Origin of the sequence: Bacillus kexueae, from assembly GCF_022809095.1 — a bacterium.
Classification (GTDB): Bacteria; Bacillota; Bacilli; order Bacillales; family Aeribacillaceae; genus Bacillus_BZ; species Bacillus_BZ kexueae.
In genome coordinates, this window is record NZ_JALAZE010000009.1 from 80,422 (window position 1) to 101,646 (window position 21,225).

A 21,225-nucleotide genomic window follows, 5' to 3' on the forward strand; every position below is an offset into this window, starting at 1 on the left:
CTGAGAAAGTATGAGGCTTTCTCGGCACTCTTTTTTCGTTTTATCTAATAAATTGCATTGTTGAGCTACCTAAAGGAGGGATTACTCGGTTCCAGCCTGTTTTCGTCTTCTTTTGTGATTCTCGGTTTAAGTGCCGTTCAAGAAAAACGAAACATCAATCATGTCTTGTTAAATAAAGCATAAAATGAAACACATGTTAGGAGGTGGGGCAGTGAGTAAAGATAATGTTGATTTTGAGTTAACACCTTTTCGCAAAAAAGCAACCGAAAAAACGAAAACAATAAACAAAGCTTACTATAAGAAAATGGACTGGGATCGTTTAGAAATAGAAAAAGCTTGGGCAACCAAAAATGTATTGAAAGATGTTCCCTTTCCTGTCATAAAGCCAAATGATTCATTATTACCTGTTTGGAATTTAAAACGATACGAGTTTTTAGAGAAAGAGGATATTCCAAACACTGTTCATCCGAAACTATGGGAACAAGGGAAGTTAAATTTACATGCAGGATTATTTCAAGTTACCAAAAATATTTTTCAAGTGCGTGGATATGATTTAGCAAATTTGAGCTTAGTTCGAGGAAAAACTGGCTGGATTGTCATAGATTGTTTAACTTCAAAGGAAACGGCAGAAGCCGCACTTCAACTTGTTCATGATTACTTTGGAAAACAGCCAATTAGTGCGGTAATCTTCACCCACTCACATGTTGATCATTATGGAGGAATTGAAGGTGTGTTAGCAAGTGGTGCGTCAGAAGATGTAAAAATTTACGCTCCTCAAGGGTTCTTATCGGCTGTGTTAGAGGAAAATGTAACCGCAGGGATTGCAATGTCAAGGCGCGGTTTTTACATGTACGGAGAAGTGCTTCCGCGTGACGAAAAAGGGCAAATAGATTGCGGGATAGGGAAATATGTTTCCACGGGTACGGTAACACTTGTTCAAAATGCAGAAGAAATTGCGATACCAACTGGAAAAGATTATGTAGAAAAAGATATAGATGGAGTTATAATGCAATTTCAATTGACGCCTGATACAGAAGCACCGGCAGAAATGAATATTTATATACCGGAAGAACAATCCTTATGTATTGCTGAAAACTGTACGGCGACGCTTCATAATATTTACACGCTTCGAGGAGCAAAAGTTCGAGATCCTGTAGCGTGGGCAAATTATATTCAACAAGCGATGGACATTTTTGGAGAAAAGTTAACATCCGTCTTTGATGTGCATAACTGGCCTCGGCACGGTCGTGATTATTGCCTTGAGTATATGTCAAAGCAGCGTGATATGTACCAATACATTAATGACCAAACGCTGAGACTTATTAATAAAGGATACACTTTAGAAGAAGTTGGACGTCTTGTTCACTTTCCGAAAAGTATTAAGGAAGAATGGTATAACAGTTCGTTTTACGGTACGGTAAATCACAATGCAAAAGCGGTCTATCAAAGGTACATGGGATGGTATAACGGGAATCCAGTGGATTTAAACAAACTGTTACCTGAAGATGCAGCCAAAAAATATGTTGAGTTTATGGGGGGAGAAGAAGAAGTTATTAAGAAAGCAAAAAAGTCCTTTAAAGAAGGAGACTACCAATGGGTAGCGGAAGTGACGAAACAAGTAATATTTGCAAATCCTCATAACCGAAAAGCTAAGTTGCTTTGTGCGGATGCTTTAGAGCAATTAGGGTATATATGCGAATCGGGCCCGTGGCGTAATGAATATTTAATGGGAGCACAAGAGCTCCGATACGGAGTCATTCCAATTCAACGCTCTGTTATCACAACTGAAGTATTGAATCAAATGACGTTAAAACAAGTGTTATCCATTTTTAGTATTCGGATCGATGGAATTAAAGCTGGAGAGTATAACTTTCAAATGAACTTTATTATCCCAGATAGAAAAGAAGTGGCAACGACTGAAGTGAAACGAGGAATCTTTCGTGTACTATCAACCGATTTAAAAGAAGCTTCGGTTACCGTTACGATGAATCAATCCACTCTTTATGAGCTTGCCACTACGAATAATCGTCCGGATAGTTCTTCAATTCATGTAGAAGGTGACATATGTAATTGGCAATTGTTCTTATGGGCACTAGATAAAATTGATCCTGATTTTCCGATTATGACGCCGAAAGTTTAAAGAAACGAATATAAGGATAAAGGACTAGTGAAGAAAGAATTCACTCTTTCTAGCAGGCTAGTCCTTTCTAATTCTTACTAACTTCTTATGTGAAGGGTCTTAGTGAAATAGAACGAATTGATTTTTGACATCAAATTGAAACGTTTTTGACATATTTCTTTGATAGAATGTACCAATAGATTTGGACAGTCTAGTAAAAATTAACGATAGGCGGAGGCTGTTATGGTAAACGAAATGAGATTGATTGATAAAACGTTATATGAAACATTTATAGCGGAAGGGGATTCCCGTCACCCGATTCAGATACTCGGAGAGCTTTACGTAGAACACGTTCAAAATGACGCGGATTTGTCTTCCGTTCGTTTTGTTCAGGGAGAGGTTTATTACCATTTTCAAGACTTTGAATCTGCCATTTATAAATGGCGGAAGGTGGATAATGAGTTAAAATCATGGGCAATTAAAAATATGGCTGACGCTTACCGACAACTTGGTAATCTAAAGGAAGCGGAAGAAGCTTATGCTTCCGTATCTTCGAACGAGAAGGTACTAGATATTGAAATTGCCCTTCAATTATTCTCTTTATACGTCGAAACGAATAATCGAGAAGGTGCGTATGAACAGATAGAGACGGCACTTAAGTTAGATCCAGATTACTTAGGTGTGACGGAAATGGCTAAGCAATTTTATGAAGAGCAAAATGATTGGAAAAAAGCAGTATCACTTGCGATTCATGAAGCAATTCGGACTGAATCTCTTGAGTGGTTTGCGGTTGTACGGAGTTATATAGAAGAAGAGAGAATTGAACAGTTTTTACCGAAAAGCTTTTATACATTATTGATTTGTACGTATCAAGTAGATAGACGGTATTTTCATTCGTTGACGTCTTTGTTATGGGCGTATTATAGAGAGAAGGACTCGTATATCGATTGGTTACATACGCTAAATGATATATTTTTGAACATCGAGATAGAATTGTATGATGCATGGTATGATACATCTGTTCAATATGAGAGAACCTTTTATGAATTGATTGAAGGTGCGTATTCTGTAAACGTTCTACAATCGGTCATGCCGAACTTTTTGACGAATTGGCTTAAAGTGACAACGACTTCAAAGGCTTTACCGGCAGTGTCTGCAGTTTTAGCATGGAATGAGTTATTTCCTAACACTTTGCCATCACAAACGGTAGAGGAAGCGGAACAATTAATCGAAAAAGCTGGTGGTGACTTCATTTATCGTGAGGAATTGATGACACTACTGAAGCAAATAGAGACTTGGGGAGAACGCAATCAACTGAAAATTGGAGATAAGTTAAAATGGCTTGTTCAAGAAATGGCAACTTCCGATGCGAAACATATTGTGATAGGGAATATGCTCGGACATTCTCATTCCATTCTTTCTTTAGTAACAAATGGCCAAATTTCGTATAAAGAAAAAACCGATTTAGCTCTAATCCAATATTCTGATAAGGAAACGGTCCATTTCATTACCAATCAAGAAATGATTAGCAATAAAGAGGACGAAGTAACATCACCACATTTTATGGACGTGCATCTTTCATCTTCCATGTTAGAGCGATTGAACTGTAAACTGATGGAGCTACCTAAACTGCATCGAAACGATTTACATTCAAGGGAATATACGGATTTACTATCTTTGGCTGACGGAATTGTTCTCTGTCTTCAAACCGATGATTTATTTCAAGAGGGAATGCAAGATGCGCTTATGACGTTAAAAGATTTCGTTGAGGAAAACGTGCATTTTGTTTTGACAGTTGATGTCGGAAAGGTATTCCATTCGAAAGAAGCAGCACGTCAACAATTGGAACCAATTTTCCCGAATTCTTCAATTTTGTGGGCAGAGGGACCCATTTCTTATGAGGAACAACTTTTCACCTTCATACAACAAGCTTTTAAAACGACAGAGCCAAAGGAAGAAGGAAAACGAACGTCCCAACTGTTGAAACTTATGCGCCAAATTGCTTCGAATCTCGCGTATGAACGAGTTAAATTGGAGAAAGATTTAACATCAACAATTGACCATAAAAATCGACTCCTTGAGCGGTTAAACGGTTTCCAATTACATCTTCAAGATGTAGAAAGTGAGCAGATGATGTATGTGCGAAACTCTTATCATCAGCTTATCCAAAACCAAAAGGAATTGATGAAGAAGGAGATTCCTCAACTTCTTCAACAATGTAAAGACTTGATTACAGAAGAAAGTGATTTCCGTCAGCTTCATTCAGAGTTAAATGAAGCGATGAATGAACGTATTCATACGTATCTGTATAATCAATACCTTCCGCGCTTCCGTGGGGAATTAGAAGATTGGCTATTTACAATGGAACAAGAGTTTGAAAATATTCAACATAATTTTGATGAAATGAGCGACACGCTCAATCGACAGGCTGGTAGTCAGGTGCTAGCATTCAAGTGTGATCAAAAAGTGATAGAAGACTGGAAGCGTGACATTTATCGGATGACAGCAAAAACATACGTAGAGAAAGAAAATATTATGCTTCGTCTAAACCCTTCACAGATCATGTTGAAAAGTGCAGGGAAACTACTTGGCGTGATACAGAAAAATAAAGATCTTTTAGTGAAACAATACCGGAAGTATATTGAACAAGAGCGTTTCTCAGAAGTAACATCATCCATTGTACAAAAATTTTTCGTGCCGTTTGAAGTGTTTGAACGGGCATTGGAGCAAGATGTTGACACATTCTTTACACCTCCAAAAGAAAATGTTCAAGATTTCGTTCAGAAAATGGAAGCGGAAGTTAAAGAACATCGTGAACTCTTACAATATTTATCTGAACACTATGAGGACTTTGAAGATCCTCATACCTTAATCAAATTGAAGTTGCGTCAGTGGGAATGGATGAAGCAACCGAAGAGAAATGTGACGCCAGTATCTGAATAAGATGGAAACCACGCCTACCTTTGGTGTGGTTTCTTCTTGTTGTTACAGAAAGTTTAAGTTCAATAAAGGGTTAAAGTATTCTCTTTACCGTTTTTTGGGTGTCTAGCTCCAAGCGCCATAAGCTCGGGTCGCTTCGGCCCTGCTGTGGCGACGGAAGCCTCCTCGCAGGTCCTAAAGCGCCCTTCGCCTAAGGACTTGCGCTTTGCGCTTTTCCCATTTAAGGTAATATAACCCCTATTGGAGTAGGATATAATAGAGGTACTATGACCGAAAGGAGCCGTCATTTTTGAAGAAGAAAGACGAAATTAGAAGCGAAGTGTGGGAGACGTTGACAAAGGAGAAATTGGGGAGATTCCCGTTTCCGTTAATTAATCGTATCCCCAACTTTAAAGGAGCAGAACAAGCAGCTCATCTAGTCACGACATTGAAAGAATATAAGGAAGCAAAAACGGTAAAAGTGAACCCGGATGCTCCGCAACTTCCTTTACGAGCGCAAGTGTTAGTGGACGGCAAAACATTGCTCATACCAACTCCACGTCTTAGAGCTGGGTTTGTCATGATAAAGCCGGAATGGGTTCCAAAAGGTGAAGAGAGGAAAGCTGCAAGTATTAAGCATATGACGACATATGGAAAGGAAATCTCACTTACAGAGCTCCCGACTATTGATTTGTTTGTTGCAGGTTCAGTGGCAGTAACGAAGGATGGAAAGAGGATTGGGAAGGGTGAAGGCTATTCCGATCGTGAATATGCCATTTTAAGAGAGCTTGGACAGCCTCCCATGCCCGTTATTTCGACAGTTCATTCCGTGCAATTCGTGGAGGAAGATGTTCCGAAAGATCAGTACGACTTAATATGTGATTGGGTCATTACAGAAAAAGGATGCTTTAAAACAAATTCTCCATATGAACAACCGAATGGGATCTTATGGGATGTCGTATCAGAGGAAGAGTTTAACGAAATGCCAATCTTAAAAGAATTATTTGAATTGAAGAAATCTAAAGGGTGACAGGATTTTTTTAGTGAAGAAGTAAATCCATCATCAATAAAAATGTTGCACAAATGGTGTCTTTCATCCGTTCCGAACGGAAACGATTAATCGTTCGAAAGTCAGGTGGTGATTACCTGATAACCAGATGGAATAAATGATTTGTTTGAGTTCGTCAGCAATTTTTCTAGAGGAATAAATCCTTTTACAGTATTTATCACCATCATTTTCGGATGATAAGGAGGACGACCTCTTCCTGGGGGAAGGGAAAAAGAGATGAATCGTCCATCATTTCCACTGCCTGATGGATGATTCGACAAAGGTGATTTTTTGGAACAAAAACTTCTACATCCATTTGAAGAACTAATTGGTCTATGTTTTTACTCTTTATACATAAGAAAACTCTCCTTGTGATTTTGTGGTTGTGGTAACTTAATTCTATTAAAAAAGAGAGTTTTTTTTATTTGGCTGTTTTCGTCTATTTTGACTTGAAATGATTGGCGAAAGGCGGCGACTCCTGCGGGACCAAAAACAACAATCTTTTAGAATCTTGTATTTTCAAACAAAGAATGGTGTCCCAGCAACTTTTGGGACACTTACTTTACTAATAAACTAACCGTCTCCTTTCAATGTGATTCAGTCCCCCCACACACATAAAACGTCTTCTGTAGGCGTGCGAAAACTAGAAAATATAATTTCTTAAAAAAAGATTAATAGTTCTTTAAAACTAATTATTATATAAGTAAAATGTCCTCAAGACGTGTAAAATAGAATAGGAAACAGTTATCGACATAATGAGAATTATTTTGACTTTTTCCCGGGAAATCTTCAAATAAATTGTCGAGGTAATGCCTTCCTTAAGTAAAGGGGGAATTATTGTGAGTACTGCAGCACAACAGAAGGGAACCGTTGAGACGTGGTTCATCTTAATTGTTGATAAGGTAGTCGATCAAGGGTTGAGAACGGCATTAACGAACTTACTATTCGAAAACAAATATATAACAATTCTTCATACGGGATGCTATGAAAAAGCTATTGAACTGGTTGAAAGTAACGATGTAGCAACAGTATTTTTAAACCCGGTAAAAGATGAACAGCCTTCAGGTTTGTCCTATATTCATTCGTTTCGTGAAAGATCTAAACATTTTGCAACACGGGTTATTCTATTAGTTGATGACGAGACGAAGGTTCCGGAAGAAGCTGTAATGGAAAAATATGATTTGCATGCTTATATACATAAAACCAAATGGGATGTTTCAAGTCTTAAATCAACGGTTAGATCTTCTCTGCGTGCCTATCGCGATATTCGAAAGGTAATGGAAATGAATGTTGACTTGCAGAATACGCAAAAAGAAGTCGTCTATACTTTAGGGGAAATCGTAGAGACGCGATCTCGTGAAACAGGTAATCATGTTAAACGAGTGGCAGAATATTCGAAGTTACTAGCAATACTTGCTGGACTTTCCCACCAAGAAGCCGAGCTCGTACGCCTTGCTTCCGCCATGCACGATGTAGGAAAAGTGGCTATTCCGGATGATATATTACATAAGCCTGGACGGTATACAAAAGAAGAATTCGATGTGATGAAACGTCATTCCAAAATTGGGCATGATATGTTAAAGCAAGCAAAGGGCCAGATTTTTCGTGTGGCGTCTATGATAGCTCTACAGCATCACGAAAAGTATGATGGAAGTGGCTATCCATTTGGGCTGAAGGCAGATGAAATTCATATTTACTCTCGTATCACTGCCATTGCAGATGTGTTTGATGCGCTCGGAAGCGACCGGGTTTATAAAAAAGCGTGGTCTCTGGAAGAAATTATAGAACATTTTCGAAAGGAGAGGGGAAAGCATTTTGACCCTCATCTAACAGACGTCTTCTTGAAAAATTTAGATTCATTTTTAAAAATTCAATCACGATATAAGGAATCGTTGCTGGAGTTAAAAAAAGCGAGTTTAGTAGATTATTAGAAACCATATTTTTGAACGGCATAAAAAGAGCCTCAAGGATGTTGAATAGTCAACATGCCTTGAGGCTTCATATCTTTTATCGAATATTGTTATTCAATTGCGTTGCAACTTCTTCCACGGCTTTCGTTACAGCCTCGTGAACATTAGGATCTAACGGATGCGGTACGAGGTTTCCGTTTTTCGTTGTTGCGGCAATTGCTTCAGCAGCCGCAACGAGCATTTTATGTGTAATATCTTTCGCTTGTGCGTTTAATGCTCCTCTAAAAATCCCAGGGAATCCTAAAATGTTGTTTACAGACCGGCCATCGGCTGCGAAGGCTGCGCCTGCTTCTAATGCAACTTCCGGTTCAATTTCGGGCTTCGGATTTGATAAAGCAAGAATGACTTGTCCGCTTCGTACCCATTCTTTTCGAATAAGTCCCGGTACTCCTGTCGTAGCGATAATGATGTCGCATGTTTCCATTAATTCTTCAATGGAGTCAAGAGAGTGTCCGCCGATACTGGTTAGTCGTTCCTTTGCTTCTTGTGATTTATCGACACCGTATACTTGTTCAACACCGTAAGCCATTAGCATTTTGGCAATGGCAAGACCAGCTGCACCAAGACCAATTTGCCCCACCTTTGCTGATTTTAAATCCATATTAACGCTTTTACTAGCTGTAATGGTAGCAGCTAACGTGACGACAGCTGTACCATGTTGATCGTCGTGCATAACAGGAATCGATAATTCTTCTTTTAATCGTTCTTCAATTTCGAAGCAATGAGGAGAGCCGATATCTTCAAGTAAAATCCCACCGAACGTAGGAGCGATATTTTTGACAGTACGAATGATCTCCTCAGGGTCTTTCGTATCTAATAAAATCGGTACACCGCTAATACCTACTAATTGGTTAAATAAGACCGATTTTCCTTCCATAACTGGCATACCTGCAACTGGACCGATGTCGCCAAGTCCTAAAATGGCTGTTCCGTCCGTGACAATGGCTACAGTATTGCCAATGCTTGTATAAATACGCGCTTTTTCAGGGTCTTCTTGAATGACTTGACAAACATTCGCAACCCCTGGTGTATAAACTTGGCGTAAATCAGAAAGGGAGCGAATATCAACTCTACGTTGCATATGTATTTTTCCGCCTTCATGCGCTCGTAAGACTTGGTCTGATATTCCGTGTAATTTAATTCCTTCGGATTGAAGTGCTTCAATTGATGCGAGAACTTGTTCGAATTGTTCTTCATCGATACAGTGAACGGTAATATTTCGCATCGTCCACGTTGGACCAAATTGTACCGTTGCTACTTCTCCGATATCTCCACCAGCTAATCCGATGGCGGTCGCCACTTTTCCAAGCTTCCCTGGAATGGCAGGTGTTTCAACCATTAATGTTTGTGTAATGTTTTTTGAATTTGAGCTCATGTTCTAACCTCCACTAGTCCTTACCTAAAGGGTTCGTTCTATATATTACGCTTTTTTTAATGATTTTCCTGCAATTCCTGGGTGAGTCATTTCAAAAGGATCTAAAATTTCATTCAATTCTTCTTCATTCAGTAAGTTATTTTCTAATATTAGGTCGCGAACTGGTCGATTCGTTGAAACCGCTTCCTTTGCGATTTTCGATGCTTGCTCATATCCAATATGAGGATTGAGTGCGGTAATTATGCCGACACTTCGATCTACATACTCTTTCATCCGCTCTTCATTGGCTTTAATGTCTTTTAAACAATACTCTGTAAAGGCTTTAAATGTATTGTTCATTATGGAGATTGACTGAATTAGGTTAAATACTAATACCGGCTCCATTACGTTTAGTTCAAGCTGCCCTGCTTCAGATGCAAGGGAAATCGTATGGTCATTCCCGATTACTTGGAAGGCTACTTGGTTTAACACTTCGGCCATGACAGGGTTTACCTTCCCAGGCATGATGGATGAGCCTGGCTGTCTTGCTGGTAATGAAATTTCACCTAATCCTGCTCTAGGCCCGGATGCCATTAAACGTAAATCGTTGGCGATTTTGGACATATTCACCATGCAAATTTTTAAAGCAGATGAAACTTCTGTGTACGCATCCGTATTTTGAGTAGCATCAACTAGGTGAGAGGCTTTTTCTAATGGTGCGCTACTAAGTTGACGCAGATGGTGAACGACGCGTTCAATGTATTCTGGGTCTGCATTTAATCCTGTTCCGACTGCCGTCGCACCCATGTTAATTTCGTATAGACCTTCTTTAGAACGTTTAATACGCTTAATGTCCCGCTCTATCACGCGACAATAGGCTTCAAACTCTTGTCCTAGACGAATCGGTACAGCATCCTGTAAATGAGTTCTTCCCATTTTAATGACATGACTAAATTCGTCAGCTTTCTGTTGAAAAACAGTGTGCATTGACTCCATCGTCTGTAGCAATTCTTCAAGTAGTTGCAAAAATGCCAGTTGGAAAGCGGTAGGAAACGCATCATTTGTCGACTGGGACATGTTAACGTGAGTGTTCGGACTAATAATATGGTAGCTTCCTTTTTCTTCTCCTAAAATTTCGAGTGCGCGATTCGCGATCACTTCGTTTCCGTTCATATTAATGGATGTACCAGCACCACCTTGGATGGGGTCAACAATAAATTGATCATGCCATTTTCCATCGATAATTTCTTGCGCTGCATCACTAATGGCGTGTCCTATTTCTGCATCAAGTTGCCCCGTTTCCATATTGGCTAGTGCCGCTGCTTTTTTCACTCTTGCTAAACTTGTAATGAGAGAATGATGAATACGATACCCAGTGATGGGGAAGTTTTCTGTAGCCCGTACAGTTTGTATGCCATAATATTTATCTTTTGGAATCTCTTTTTCACCAAGAAAGTCTTTTTCAATTCTGACTTCGTTCTGCTCGATAGTTGTAATCAACGTTCGTTCCTCGCTTTCAACTTGTTAATACATGGACACATCATGAGCAATCGGTGTTTCCATCCATTTCTTTACTTCTAGTAAATTATTTGATTTTCCTAAAACCCACATGAGCTTTGGTACGATGGCTTCAGAGTTCATATCTTTTGATAGAATGACGAGATCTTCTGCAATTTTACGTCCCACCTCATAGATGGTGATATCTTCTCCTTCTTCTAAACATTGTGTTGTGATCACAACTGCAATTCCTTCGTTAATGAGCTCCTTTACTTTCGGAATTAAATCGCGACCTTGGGCAGGGATACCACCACTTCCGTAACTTTCAATGACAACACCTTTATAGTGCTGTTTAATAAAATCAAAGATTTCAGGTTTCGTTCCAGGATGCAGTTTCAGAAGAAAAACATCTGGGCATAAAGAGGTATCTAATTTAATCGGACCAGCAGTTTCTTTTGCTAAAATATTAGTATATTCAACTTCATCACCAGAAATATAGGCAACATAAGGGTAGTTAATACTTTCAAACGCATCGTAACTTTTCGTACGCATTTTGATTGCGCGTGTACCAATAATGACACGTCCATCAAATACGACAAATACTCCACCGACATCTTCACAGGCGAAACGGAAGGCATCAATAATATTTTTCTTAGCATCCGTTCGTTCAAACTTGATTGGTAACTGTGACCCTGTGATGACAATCGGTTTATCCGCGTTTTGCAACATATATGATAAGGCAGCTGATGTATAGGCCATCGTATCGGTACCGTGTGTAATCACAAAGCCATCATAATCGGCATAGTTCTCATAAATGGCGTTTGCAATGTCTACCCATAACTCTGGCTGCATGTTTGTACTATCAATATTCATAATGAGCTTGCTATCCACTTCATAACGGTCAAATGGTAAAAAATCAATTAATTCATCAGGGGATACGCCAGGCTTCAAACCATTTTCGCTATGGACTGAAGCAATTGTTCCACCTGTTGCAAGTAATAAAATTTTCTTCATGAACAACACCTCATCTCGATGCGTATTATATAATTTTTTTGAAAATGGACTTGCATTTCGGTCGCATAACGCGTACTATGGGAGTAATTATAATGGCAATTTCGGTAATAATCAAGCATGAAAAATTCAAAGCGCGTACGCTGTTTCGATAAATTAGAAAGGAAAAGAAGGAGAGCGAATCATGAACGTAAACAGGTTATCCGATTTAAGGAAACAAAAAAATTGGTCACTTCAAGATGTAGCCGATCAACTTGGGATAGCCAAAAGCACTTACGCTGGGTATGAGTCAGGTTACCGCAGACCTTCATTAGAAGCGTTAAAGTCGATTGCCGATTTATTCGGTACGTCCGTTGATTATTTAATTGGTCGAACGAAAGCACCTACTCCAGAAGTGGAGTTAAATACCCGAAATGAAACGACAATCTATCTTGATGGCCAAGCGCTATCAGAAGAAGAGCTTATTCAAGTTATTGCCTTCGTACGCACGAAGCGACAGCTTGAACTTGAAAGCATCCCGAAATAATATTCAGGGTGCTTTTTTTACGTTTTAAGAATCAATATTCAATTTCTCATATGTATCTGTTAGATTGTTGTTTTTAGTACGAACAAAATACAATGTTGATGGTCATTTTTTCGATAGAGATTGAAGAGGAATGAGCTCGTAGAAGGTTGGAGATGAACCTAGACAGGGGTCCTCGTCGAAATGGAGTGTATACGAAAGTAGTTGTCTTAAAGTCATAATAGTAGGACAAGAAAGGAGGATGTGGTAAAATTTCTCCCGAAGGACTTTGAAAGAATGGAAGTAAAACATAAATGATAGATTTGTAAACTCTTCAGCCAACAAAGAAAAGAGGAGACGAGTTTCATGACAGTTGAAATGAAAAATAGAGTACAAGAATTATTAGAGCAAAAGACACGAAAAATTGATGCTGGAGAAGAAACCATCTATTTAGTTGGACCAGTTCGTCTTCCGATTCAACTAGATGGTGAAACAGTCATTTTTCAGTGGTATAACTGGCTTAAGCTGAAGGGCGAAGTGGAAAATTTTCAAGAGCTTTTAGACCAACTGCCATCATTACAATTAGCAGATGCTCAACAATCAAGTGTGTTAGTTTATGGTGATTTTGAACAAGCTGAAGAAGCACTCGTTCGTATGCATTCTATTTGTCACACAGGAGATATATTTGGGAGTAAAAGGTGCGATTGTGGATTTCAATTAAAGCAAGCTCTCCGTAATATTGTTAAACACCGTACAGGTGCTGTTTTTTATTTAGCCAATCATGAAGGGAGAGGGATTGGTTTATTTTCTAAGGCAATGGCGTATGTACTACAAGAGAATGGGTATGATACAGTCGATGCAAACATTCAGTTAGGTTTTTCAGATGATGAACGAAATTACGAAGAAGCGATTGCGGTCTTAAGAGCGTTGAGGTCTAAACCTATTACATTAATGACTAATAACCCGAATAAGATACAGGCTCTCGAGGAAAAGGGGATGAATGTAGCTGGACGTGCTCCTTTATGGGGAGATGTGTCCGAGTACAATAAAAACTATTTGCAAACAAAGGTAGAACGATCCGGTCACTTGAGCGAAGGGGGAACAATACTCCATGTCAAATCATGAGTTTTATATGAAGCTAGCCATTGAAAATGCTCGTGCTATGAAAGGGCAAACGGACCCAAATCCGCTTGTCGGATGCGTAATTGTTAATGAAAATCGAATCGTTGGAATTGGTGCCCATCTTAAAGCGGGTGAACCTCATGCGGAAATTCATGCCTTAAATATGGCAGGGGAGAAAGCGAAAGGGAGTACGGCTTATGTCACGCTTGAGCCATGTTCTCATTATGGACGCACAGGCCCTTGTGCGGTTGCACTTGTTGAAGCAGGTGTGAAGGAAGTAGTTGTAGCGACACTAGATCCGAATCCGCTCGTTTCAGGACGGGGTGTGAAAATTCTACAAGATGCAGGAATAAAAATAACAGTTGGAGTTTGTGAAGAAGAAGCTTGTGGGTTAAACGAAGTGTTTAACAAGTACATCGTGACGAAAAAACCGTTTGTAACGATGAAAGCCGCTTCGACGCTCGATGGAAAAATCGCTACAGTAACGGGAAATAGCAAATGGATTACCTCGGAGGCTGCGCGACTCGATGTCCACAAACTTCGGAATGAGCACCAAGCCATTCTCGTTGGCGTTCAAACAGTCATTGAAGATAATCCTAAACTGACAACTCGAATTCCAAATGGACGAAATCCGATTCGGGTCATAATGGACTCTACCTTGCGAATTCCCCTTCATTCTTTTGTTGTAACTGACGAAGAAGCTGAAACATGGGTATTTACTAGCCAAGCATTTGACTCCGATAAAAAAGAACAGCTCGAATTAAAGGGAGTTAAAGTTTTTGTGACATCGGCAGAAGACAAAGTTTCGCCCGAAGAGGTTATAGCAACTTTAGGAGAGCATTCCATTTCCTCTTTATTCATTGAAGGTGGGGGAGAAATTCACGCGGCTTTTCTCCAAAAAGGATTGGTCGATAAAATCGTTTTATACTTAGCCCCGAAGTTAATTGGTGGAAGAAAAGCACCAAGCTTTTTAGGAGGAGAAGGGATTTTAAACATGTCGGACGCCATTGAATTGGAGAACATGACAGTCGAACAAGTGGGACCAGATGTAAAGATTGTTGGATATCCAACTAAAGAAGAGGCAGAGTCATAATAATGAAAAGACTCATGCCTCTTTTTTAGGTCGCTTTCTTATCCATGGTTGCCTTTTGATCATGAAATGATGTATTACTTGAGATCAGTAGCCTTCGCAGACGAGCTTGCGAGTTGATTAGCGATAATGGAATGAACCTCTGCTAAAAGCGGCCACGTCCTGTGTCCAACGCAGAGGTCGATACATCCTGTGCAAGTCTGGAAAGCACCCTTTTTTTAAAACGAAATGGTGATGGATTCGTTACGTTTTAACGTGAATTTCTTCGTATTCATATTGTGATGTACTGTTATCTCCTCGTCTTCGGTGGCTTTATAAAAAATAGAATGGTCATGTGGAATCATGACGAAGTGCCGATTGTTGTGAGATAGGAGATGAAGATGATCGGATTGAATCACCCCACATCCTTCGATTAAGTAATGCGTATAGGAAGTTTCTAATTCATGTCTCGGTGATGTGGTTAATGCTACGTTGAATTCATCCGCGATTAAAGGCAAGCTTTTGAAAAGTAATTCGTTGTGAGTTCCTTTTATGCAATAATGTTTACCCTCAATTGATAACACACTTTTCATCGTTGCGTTGCTATCTCCTAGATAAGTGGTTAATCCTTCTATTACTTTCCCATCAACCCATTTATCCGTTGTGTGATAAGGAGATGTGATAAACGCCTCCACCGTTTGCTCGCCAACTCCAGCGACAATTGCTAACGAAATTCCCCTTGATTTTATTTTTCCTGCTTTTTGATTTAATTTGTCTAGAAAAATATTTTTCGTTTCCATGTTTTCATAAGTAATCCATTTCATCTCTATTTCATTTCGTTGAAGTAAATACGAACCGTAAGTGGAGCAAGGTAGAATATTTTCAAGTCCTTGAAATTGTTTATGAATTGATGCGATGGGCTGATTAGGGTGCTCTTTTTCTAGTAACCATAAATAGCCTTTCATGTATAAGTGGACTAAATTGACATGATCAGAAGGAAGCGGCATATAGCCTGCTGCCCAATAACAATAGTTTGGTGGTGATCCTGCGTTTGGCGTAGCAATCATGAAAATTTGGTCGACATCTTTTTTGTAGTAATGACTTTGTACATAACTTCGGGTTACGAGTCCACCCATACTATGGCATATGATTCGAACTTTTTTAGCCTTCGTATGCTTTTTGACTTCTTGAATTTTTTTAAATAAATATTTTTTTGCTGAATGCTCAATCGGTTTTCGCCAATCATAAAACGCGATAAATAAATTTTCATTCAACTGTAAATTCAAGGTTTCTTGTAATAGTTTTATGAATGGTTCATACACAATTCCAGCAAGACCGAAATGCCATCCTCCTGTACCAGGAATAATTTCATCGCTCATGGAACCGAACAAACCTGGAACAAAAATAACGGGATAAGGTTTAGACATTGTCCCACCTCTTTTTATGCGTTATGATGTATATGTATGTATAAATTATCTGTTAAATAACAGTTTTGTTAGTGTATTTACTGGAGTTTTTTATTTGAATTGTCTGTTATTTGGATAATTATTACACTAGTTGCAAACTTTTTTGATGTGAAGTAGAATAATATTAAATTATAAAAATATTTTAATATATTAAATAGCTAAAGAGCTATTTAATAAAAAATATAAGAGGTTATTGTAGTGCAAATAATAATCTCTTATAATTCTAAATAGGGGTAAAATTCTGACAATTAAAAGGGGGAATAAAATGGAGAACTTTATTAACAGCCTTGTAAGTATTTTATGGAGCCAGCCTATGCTTTATTTAGTGCTTGGTGCAGGACTTTTCTTTTCCATTATTACACGATTCTTACAAGTGCGACTTGTGAAAGACATGGTTGTTCAAATGTTTAAGGGAAAGAGCTCTGAAGCAGGTGTATCATCATTCCAAGCTTTATCAATCGCCTTGTCGGGGCGTGTAGGTACTGGTAATATTGCGGGTACTGCAACAGCGATTGCCTTTGGTGGACCTGGAGCAGTATTTTGGATGTGGATGATTGCCTTTATCGGAGCAGGTAGTGCTTATGTTGAGTCAACGTTAGCGCAAATTTATAAGGTCAAACAAGACGGTCAATACCGTGGGGGTCCAGCTTATTTTATTGAAAAAGGACTTGGCTGGAAGTGGTATGGAGTTATCTTTGCTTTTGCTGCACTTTTGGCAATGGCGCTTCTCATGCCAGGGATTCAATCGAATTCCATTGCATTAGGATTAGAAAATGCCTTTGGAATCAGTCCGACTGTGACAGGAATTGTGTTAGTTGCTTTAATCGGGATTATCATTTTTGGTGGGGTTAAACGTATTGCAACGGTTGCCCAATATGTTGTTCCGTTTATGGCATTAGGGTATGTGTTATTATCCTTAATTATTATTCTTATGAATATCGGAGAGTTACCTGAAGTTATTTCTTTAATTATAAGAAGTGCGTTTGCCGCTGATTCTGCTTTCGGTGGAATTGTCGGTTCAGCGATTGCTTGGGGAATTAAGCGCGGTATTTACTCGAATGAAGCCGGTCAAGGAACAGGTCCACATGCGGCTGCAGCTGCTGAAGTTTCTCACCCAGCAAAGCAAGGTCTTGTTCAAGCATTCTCTGTTTATATTGATACGTTATTAGTATGTTCAGCAACAGCCTTCATGATTTTATTCACTGGAATGTATAATGTAGAAAATCCAGAAGGTACATTTATTGTGGAGAACCTTGAAGGAGTAGAAGCGGGACCAGGTTATACACAAGCTGCTATTGAAACAGTATTACCAGGTTTTGGAGCTGGATTTGTGGCCGTTGCATTATTCTTCTTCGCCTTCACAACGATTATGGCTTACTACTATATGGCAGAGACAAATATTGCTTATTTAACGCGTGGTCGAAGCAATAAAGTTCCGATGTTCCTCTTAAAAGTTGTATTATTAGGAGCAACTTTCTACGGAGCAGTAAAGACGGCTACATTAGCGTGGGCGTTAGGGGACGTTGGCTTAGGACTTATGGTATGGCTAAACGTTATCGCTATTCTTATTCTCTTCAAGCCAGCTATTATTGCTTTAAAAGACTATGAAGAGCAAAAACGTCAAGGATTAGATCCAGTCTTTGATCCAGAAAAACTAGGGATTAAAAACGCAGATTACTGGGTAAATGATTACAAGAAAGACAAAAACGAAGACGCTGTATAAAGATATTTAAAAGATTCCCGTTTAGGGAGTCTTTTTTTATTGTTACAGAAAGTTTAAGTTCAATAAAGTGTTAAAGTATACTCTTTACCGTTTTTTTGGTGTCTAGCTCCAAGCGTCATCAGCTCGGGTCGCTTCGGCCCTGCTGTAGCGACGGAAGCCACAGCGCCCTTCGCCTAAGGACTTGCGCTTTGCGCTGCTTTTTCTGTGAAAGTAAAAATTACCTATGAGCTGAATGATCGATCATGATAGGTAGATGGTAGAAAGGAAACCCCGGGGAGAATAAATTTTCATGTCCGGGGTGTGAGTGTAAAATCGTGTATGTTTCTTTTGGCATTAAACGCTCATTTTGCACTCTATAACGCTACCAAAACTTGTGTTTGCTTTCATAGAGTATTCCATATAGACTATAGATTAGGTCAAAAAATAGATTTAAAGGAGCGGAATTCGATTGGATATGATGCAAGCGATAGGGTTAGCGATATCGTCCGGTGCCATCGTAGCCCTATTAAAAATCATTGCCATTGATATTATTCTTTCGGGAGATAATGCCGTTGTAATTGCAATGGCGACACGAAACCTACCAAAGGAACAACAAAACAAAGCAATCTTTTGGGGAACGGCAGGTGCAGTCTTCTTACGGATTTTATTTGCAGCCATCGTCGTCTACTTATTAAAAATTCCATTCGTTATGTTAATTGGTGGCGTTCTGTTACTTTGGATCGCATATAAAGTACTTGTAGGTGAAGAAGAAGAGGCCAATATTCAGTCTCAAAGTAGTTTATCAAAAGCAATTAAAACCATTATTATCGCGGACGCAGCCATGAGCTTAGACAACGTGATTGCCGTAGCGGGGGCAGCACATGGTCACGTAGGGATGATTGCTCTAGGAGTTATTATTAGTATTCCAATTATCATTTTCGGTTCAAAGCTTATCGTTCGTGTGATGGAAAAACACGCTTGGATTGCCTATGCAGGTTCAGCTATTTTAGCATGGACGGCTGGTGAAATGATCGTCAGTGACCAAAACTTCCAAAACATTGTTCCGTTACATGGAGTAATGGAATATGTTTTAATTGGAGCAATGACTGTTATCGTCCTAATTGCTGGCTATATGAAGACGAAACAATCAACGAATTCAAATATGAAACAATCCGCTTAAAAAAAGCCGTTTGGAGTGAAAGTCCAAACGGCTTTTACTTATATTTAGCATCAGGAATGTGAACAAACCAGAAGTGAAGAATAAAGTGGCGGAACTGATGAATAAAAGGGAGAAAGTGAAGAATAACTTAGCGGAACTGATGAATAAAAGGGAGAAAGTGAAGAATAACCAGCGTAGAACTGATGAATAAAAGGGAGAAAGTGAAGAATAACTTAGCGGAACTGATGAATAAAAAGGAGAAAGTGATGAATAAAAAGCCCGAAACGAATGAAATAAGTCGCACGCATGCGAACGTGCGACTTATTTCAATTCAACTGCGCAATTGGCTACAACCAGATGTAAAGAGCAATTCCTATTGTGCAAATGACACCTAGTGCAACATATAGCAAGGTCAGATTCGTAATGTTGCGTTTTGTTGACTCCTGATAGTTGTCATCACCTTGTCCTGATAGAGCCATTGTGGATACAAAACCGACGAGTAAAATGATGATGCTGAGAACTGCTAATAGTTTCATAATTAATTCCTCAATCCTTCAAATGCCATCTAATTTTAATTGATTCCATCATATGTTGAAAGCGAACACAATGCAATGGATAAAATGTGTATAAATGTGTAAAAGCCCTCCTGTAAAAACAGGAAGGCTTCTTTAATGTGAAATTATTGGTGAACGTGAACTTCTTGTTCTGCGACCTTTTTTACACGTTCTACAAATTCCACGACAACTTTATCATTTGCGAACATGAGAAATAATTTAATGAACCATTTAAGCGGTTTGTTCGTTGCGGTGTATTTGAAATGTGTCGTATTTTCATCGATTTTTGTTAGTTCGTATTTTGCTGTAATATCAAACATGTTAGCGAGATTAAAGCCAACTTTTAAGTTTTTAAAATCAGTTGTGTTCTCATACTCAAGTGTTTCGACATCGTATTCCATTACGCGTTTGCCTTCTTGATATTTTTGACGTGAAATCGATCCGACTTTTTCTTCTGTTTCTTTCACCATCGTATTCTCTAGCACTTGTGGCATAATCTTTTGCATGTTTTCGAGAGAGCCATCAAAAAGTTCCCAAACAACTTCAATCGGAGCATTAATTTCAATTTCTTTCGACCAAGATTTCATTCGTTTCCACCTTTACAAGTGTATTTATTATTATATCTATTATACCAAATAGTAGAAGTTTATTCACTTAATTCTAGGTTTAGAAACTTTCTTGTTTTCGGTCCGTAAATGCCGTCATCTAGTAATGCTTGATACATGGATTGAAAGCGTAGGACAGCATCTTCTGTGAGTTCTCCGTAAATGCCGTCGATGAATTTTGGATCAAATTGAACTTCTTTTAAAGCTCTTTGTAGCTGTTTGACCGCTTCTCCTTTGTCCCCTTTTTGTAAGACGTTTGTAGGAAGGGGGAAATCTGTTGTTTCGGTTTTCTTTTTAGTAATTTCCTCTAGCTTTTTAATCGTTTGAGGACCTACCAGCCCGTCAACTAGTAACTTGTAGGCTCTTTGAAATCGCATGACAGCGAGTTCGGTTTCTTCACCGAAAAAACCATCAGCTCCATAAAGAGGGAGTCCGATTCCTGATTTGAGAAGTTGTTTTTGAATGTCACGTACAAATGAGCCAGAATCTCCTTCTTTTAGAGGGAGGGAGATGGATATGCCTTTCACTTGAGGAGAATCTTTTGTTGCTTTTGCTTTAGTTTTCTTTTGGATGCTGTTTCCTTCGAGCTCATCTTTTACATCATCAATGAACATATCCCATGTAATACCGTGAGTACGTAGAATATTGATTGGGTCTGTTCTTCTAGTTGGATCCAACGTTGCATGAGAAATGATGTGATAATCAGGGTTCAAATTGAATTTCCGACATAAATAAGCGTGATACCATACGTATCGTTTATAAGCTTCCTCAAATTGAATCTTCCCACCGTGACATAACTCTACACCGATAGCGGCATCATTGGCGTCATCCCCAAATCGCGCATTATCAAGTTTTATCTGGTAGCGAACGTGGTAGGCAATTTCATTTAAAGGGATAATTTCCAAAATATATTTATCATCAATGAATGTGTGAGCGGAAGCAGAAGGTTGAGAACAATCGAAGTAGGTTCGATTTGCATAAGCGGTTGAGACGGGATTTCCAGTGTCGTGACTAACGATAAAGCGGATTCGATTATTGGTTCTTCCTGGTCTAGACTTTCCGAAACGAATAAAATCTCGAGTAATTGAATAACTCAATTCATGCACCTCATTTACAATAGTTCAGTAC

Annotated in this window: 17 protein-coding genes and 2 pseudogenes; 11 read left to right on the plus strand and 8 right to left on the minus strand. The window is 39.0% G+C overall.

Annotation, left to right across the window (positions count from 1 at the left end; all coding sequences use genetic code 11):
• The first annotated feature begins 211 nt into the window (after positions 1-211).
• From ML543_RS14025 to ML543_RS14035, 3 genes are all read left to right on the plus strand, one after another.
• Positions 212-2,140, plus strand: coding sequence for an alkyl/aryl-sulfatase (locus ML543_RS14025; protein WP_243388053.1), 1,929 nt, complete (start codon positions 212-214; stop codon positions 2,138-2,140).
• 222 nt (positions 2,141-2,362) lie between these two features.
• A complete protein-coding gene (locus ML543_RS14030; protein WP_243388054.1) occupies positions 2,363-5,062 on the plus strand; it encodes a tetratricopeptide repeat protein in 2,700 nt (899 codons plus the stop codon).
• A 286-nt stretch (positions 5,063-5,348) separates the two neighbouring features.
• Entirely contained in the window at positions 5,349-6,068 is a 720-nt protein-coding gene (locus ML543_RS14035) for a 5-formyltetrahydrofolate cyclo-ligase (protein ID WP_243388055.1), read from the plus strand.
• Between the two features lie 19 nt (positions 6,069-6,087).
• Here the strand turns inward: ML543_RS14035 and ML543_RS17205 are convergent.
• A pseudogene (locus tag ML543_RS17205) lies at positions 6,088-6,402 on the minus strand (transposase); the annotation flags it as partial.
• 523 nt (positions 6,403-6,925) lie between these two features.
• Here ML543_RS17205 and ML543_RS17040 point away from each other — a divergent pair.
• Complete coding sequence (locus ML543_RS17040) at positions 6,926-8,017, plus strand: HD-GYP domain-containing protein (protein ID WP_243388056.1); 1,092 nt, start codon at positions 6,926-6,928, stop codon at positions 8,015-8,017.
• A gap of 76 nt (positions 8,018-8,093) precedes the next feature.
• Here ML543_RS17040 and ML543_RS14045 read toward each other — a convergent pair whose 3' ends face one another.
• The 3 genes from ML543_RS14045 to ML543_RS14055 are packed head-to-tail and all read right to left on the minus strand — an operon-like array spanning position 8,094 to position 11,921.
• Positions 8,094-9,431 carry an NAD-dependent malic enzyme gene (locus ML543_RS14045; protein WP_243388057.1) on the minus strand — a complete coding sequence of 446 codons (1,338 nt, stop codon included), beginning with the start codon at positions 9,429-9,431 and terminating at the stop codon, positions 8,094-8,096.
• A gap of 45 nt (positions 9,432-9,476) precedes the next feature.
• Positions 9,477-10,898, minus strand: coding sequence for an aspartate ammonia-lyase (gene aspA / locus ML543_RS14050; protein ID WP_243388108.1), 1,422 nt, complete (start codon positions 10,896-10,898; stop codon positions 9,477-9,479).
• A gap of 36 nt (positions 10,899-10,934) precedes the next feature.
• The gene (locus ML543_RS14055) at positions 10,935-11,921 is read right to left on the minus strand and encodes an asparaginase (protein ID WP_243388058.1); all 987 of its coding nucleotides are present in this window, start codon (positions 11,919-11,921) and stop codon (positions 10,935-10,937) included.
• Positions 11,922-12,102: 181 nt separating this feature from the next.
• Here ML543_RS14055 and ML543_RS14060 point away from each other — a divergent pair, with 181 nt between their 5' ends.
• From ML543_RS14060 to ribD, 3 genes are all read left to right on the plus strand, one after another.
• Positions 12,103-12,444, plus strand: a complete 342-nt coding sequence (locus tag ML543_RS14060) for a helix-turn-helix domain-containing protein (protein WP_243388059.1) — start codon at positions 12,103-12,105, stop codon at positions 12,442-12,444.
• 342 nt (positions 12,445-12,786) lie between these two features.
• Positions 12,787-13,545: a GTP cyclohydrolase II gene (locus tag ML543_RS14065; protein ID WP_243388060.1), complete on the plus strand. Its 759-nt coding sequence runs from the start codon at positions 12,787-12,789 to the stop codon at positions 13,543-13,545.
• Positions 13,532-14,635, plus strand: coding sequence for a bifunctional diaminohydroxyphosphoribosylaminopyrimidine deaminase/5-amino-6-(5-phosphoribosylamino)uracil reductase RibD (gene ribD, locus ML543_RS14070; RefSeq protein WP_243388061.1), 1,104 nt, complete (start codon positions 13,532-13,534; stop codon positions 14,633-14,635). Before ML543_RS14065 ends, ribD begins: the two co-directional genes overlap by 14 nt.
• Before the next feature lie 215 nt (positions 14,636-14,850).
• Here the strand turns inward: ribD and ML543_RS14075 are convergent, their stop codons facing one another.
• Positions 14,851-16,038 carry an esterase/lipase family protein gene (locus ML543_RS14075; RefSeq protein WP_243388062.1) on the minus strand — a complete coding sequence of 396 codons (1,188 nt, stop codon included), beginning with the start codon at positions 16,036-16,038 and terminating at the stop codon, positions 14,851-14,853.
• A 304-nt stretch (positions 16,039-16,342) separates the two neighbouring features.
• On the opposite strand from ML543_RS14075, the gene ML543_RS14080 reads away from it, so the two are divergent.
• From ML543_RS14080 to ML543_RS14090, 4 genes are all read left to right on the plus strand, one after another.
• Positions 16,343-17,800 (plus strand): alanine/glycine:cation symporter family protein, encoded by a 1,458-nt coding sequence (locus tag ML543_RS14080; protein ID WP_243388063.1) that lies wholly within the window; start codon positions 16,343-16,345, stop codon positions 17,798-17,800.
• Between the two features lie 454 nt (positions 17,801-18,254).
• On the plus strand, positions 18,255-18,959 hold the full coding sequence (locus ML543_RS14085) for a TerC family protein (RefSeq protein ID WP_243388109.1): 705 nt from the start codon (positions 18,255-18,257) through the stop codon (positions 18,957-18,959).
• Between the two features lie 58 nt (positions 18,960-19,017).
• Positions 19,018-19,149 carry a hypothetical protein gene (locus tag ML543_RS16960; protein ID WP_279326684.1) on the plus strand — a complete coding sequence of 44 codons (132 nt, stop codon included), beginning with the start codon at positions 19,018-19,020 and terminating at the stop codon, positions 19,147-19,149.
• 10 nt (positions 19,150-19,159) lie between these two features.
• Positions 19,160-19,333, plus strand: a complete 174-nt coding sequence (locus tag ML543_RS14090; RefSeq protein ID WP_243388064.1) for a hypothetical protein — start codon at positions 19,160-19,162, stop codon at positions 19,331-19,333.
• 284 nt (positions 19,334-19,617) lie between these two features.
• Here the strand turns inward: ML543_RS14090 and ML543_RS14095 are convergent, their stop codons facing one another.
• From ML543_RS14095 to ML543_RS14105, 3 genes and pseudogenes are all read right to left on the minus strand, one after another.
• Positions 19,618-20,079 carry an SRPBCC family protein gene (locus ML543_RS14095; protein WP_243388065.1) on the minus strand — a complete coding sequence of 154 codons (462 nt, stop codon included), beginning with the start codon at positions 20,077-20,079 and terminating at the stop codon, positions 19,618-19,620.
• 59 nt (positions 20,080-20,138) lie between these two features.
• On the minus strand, positions 20,139-20,711 hold the full coding sequence (locus ML543_RS14100) for a peptidoglycan-binding domain-containing protein (protein ID WP_243388110.1): 573 nt from the start codon (positions 20,709-20,711) through the stop codon (positions 20,139-20,141).
• Positions 20,694-21,194, minus strand: a pseudogene (locus ML543_RS14105) (peptidoglycan recognition protein family protein); the annotation flags it as partial. The gene ML543_RS14100 and the pseudogene ML543_RS14105, both read right to left, overlap by 18 nt.
• Positions 21,195-21,225 lie beyond the last annotated feature (31 nt).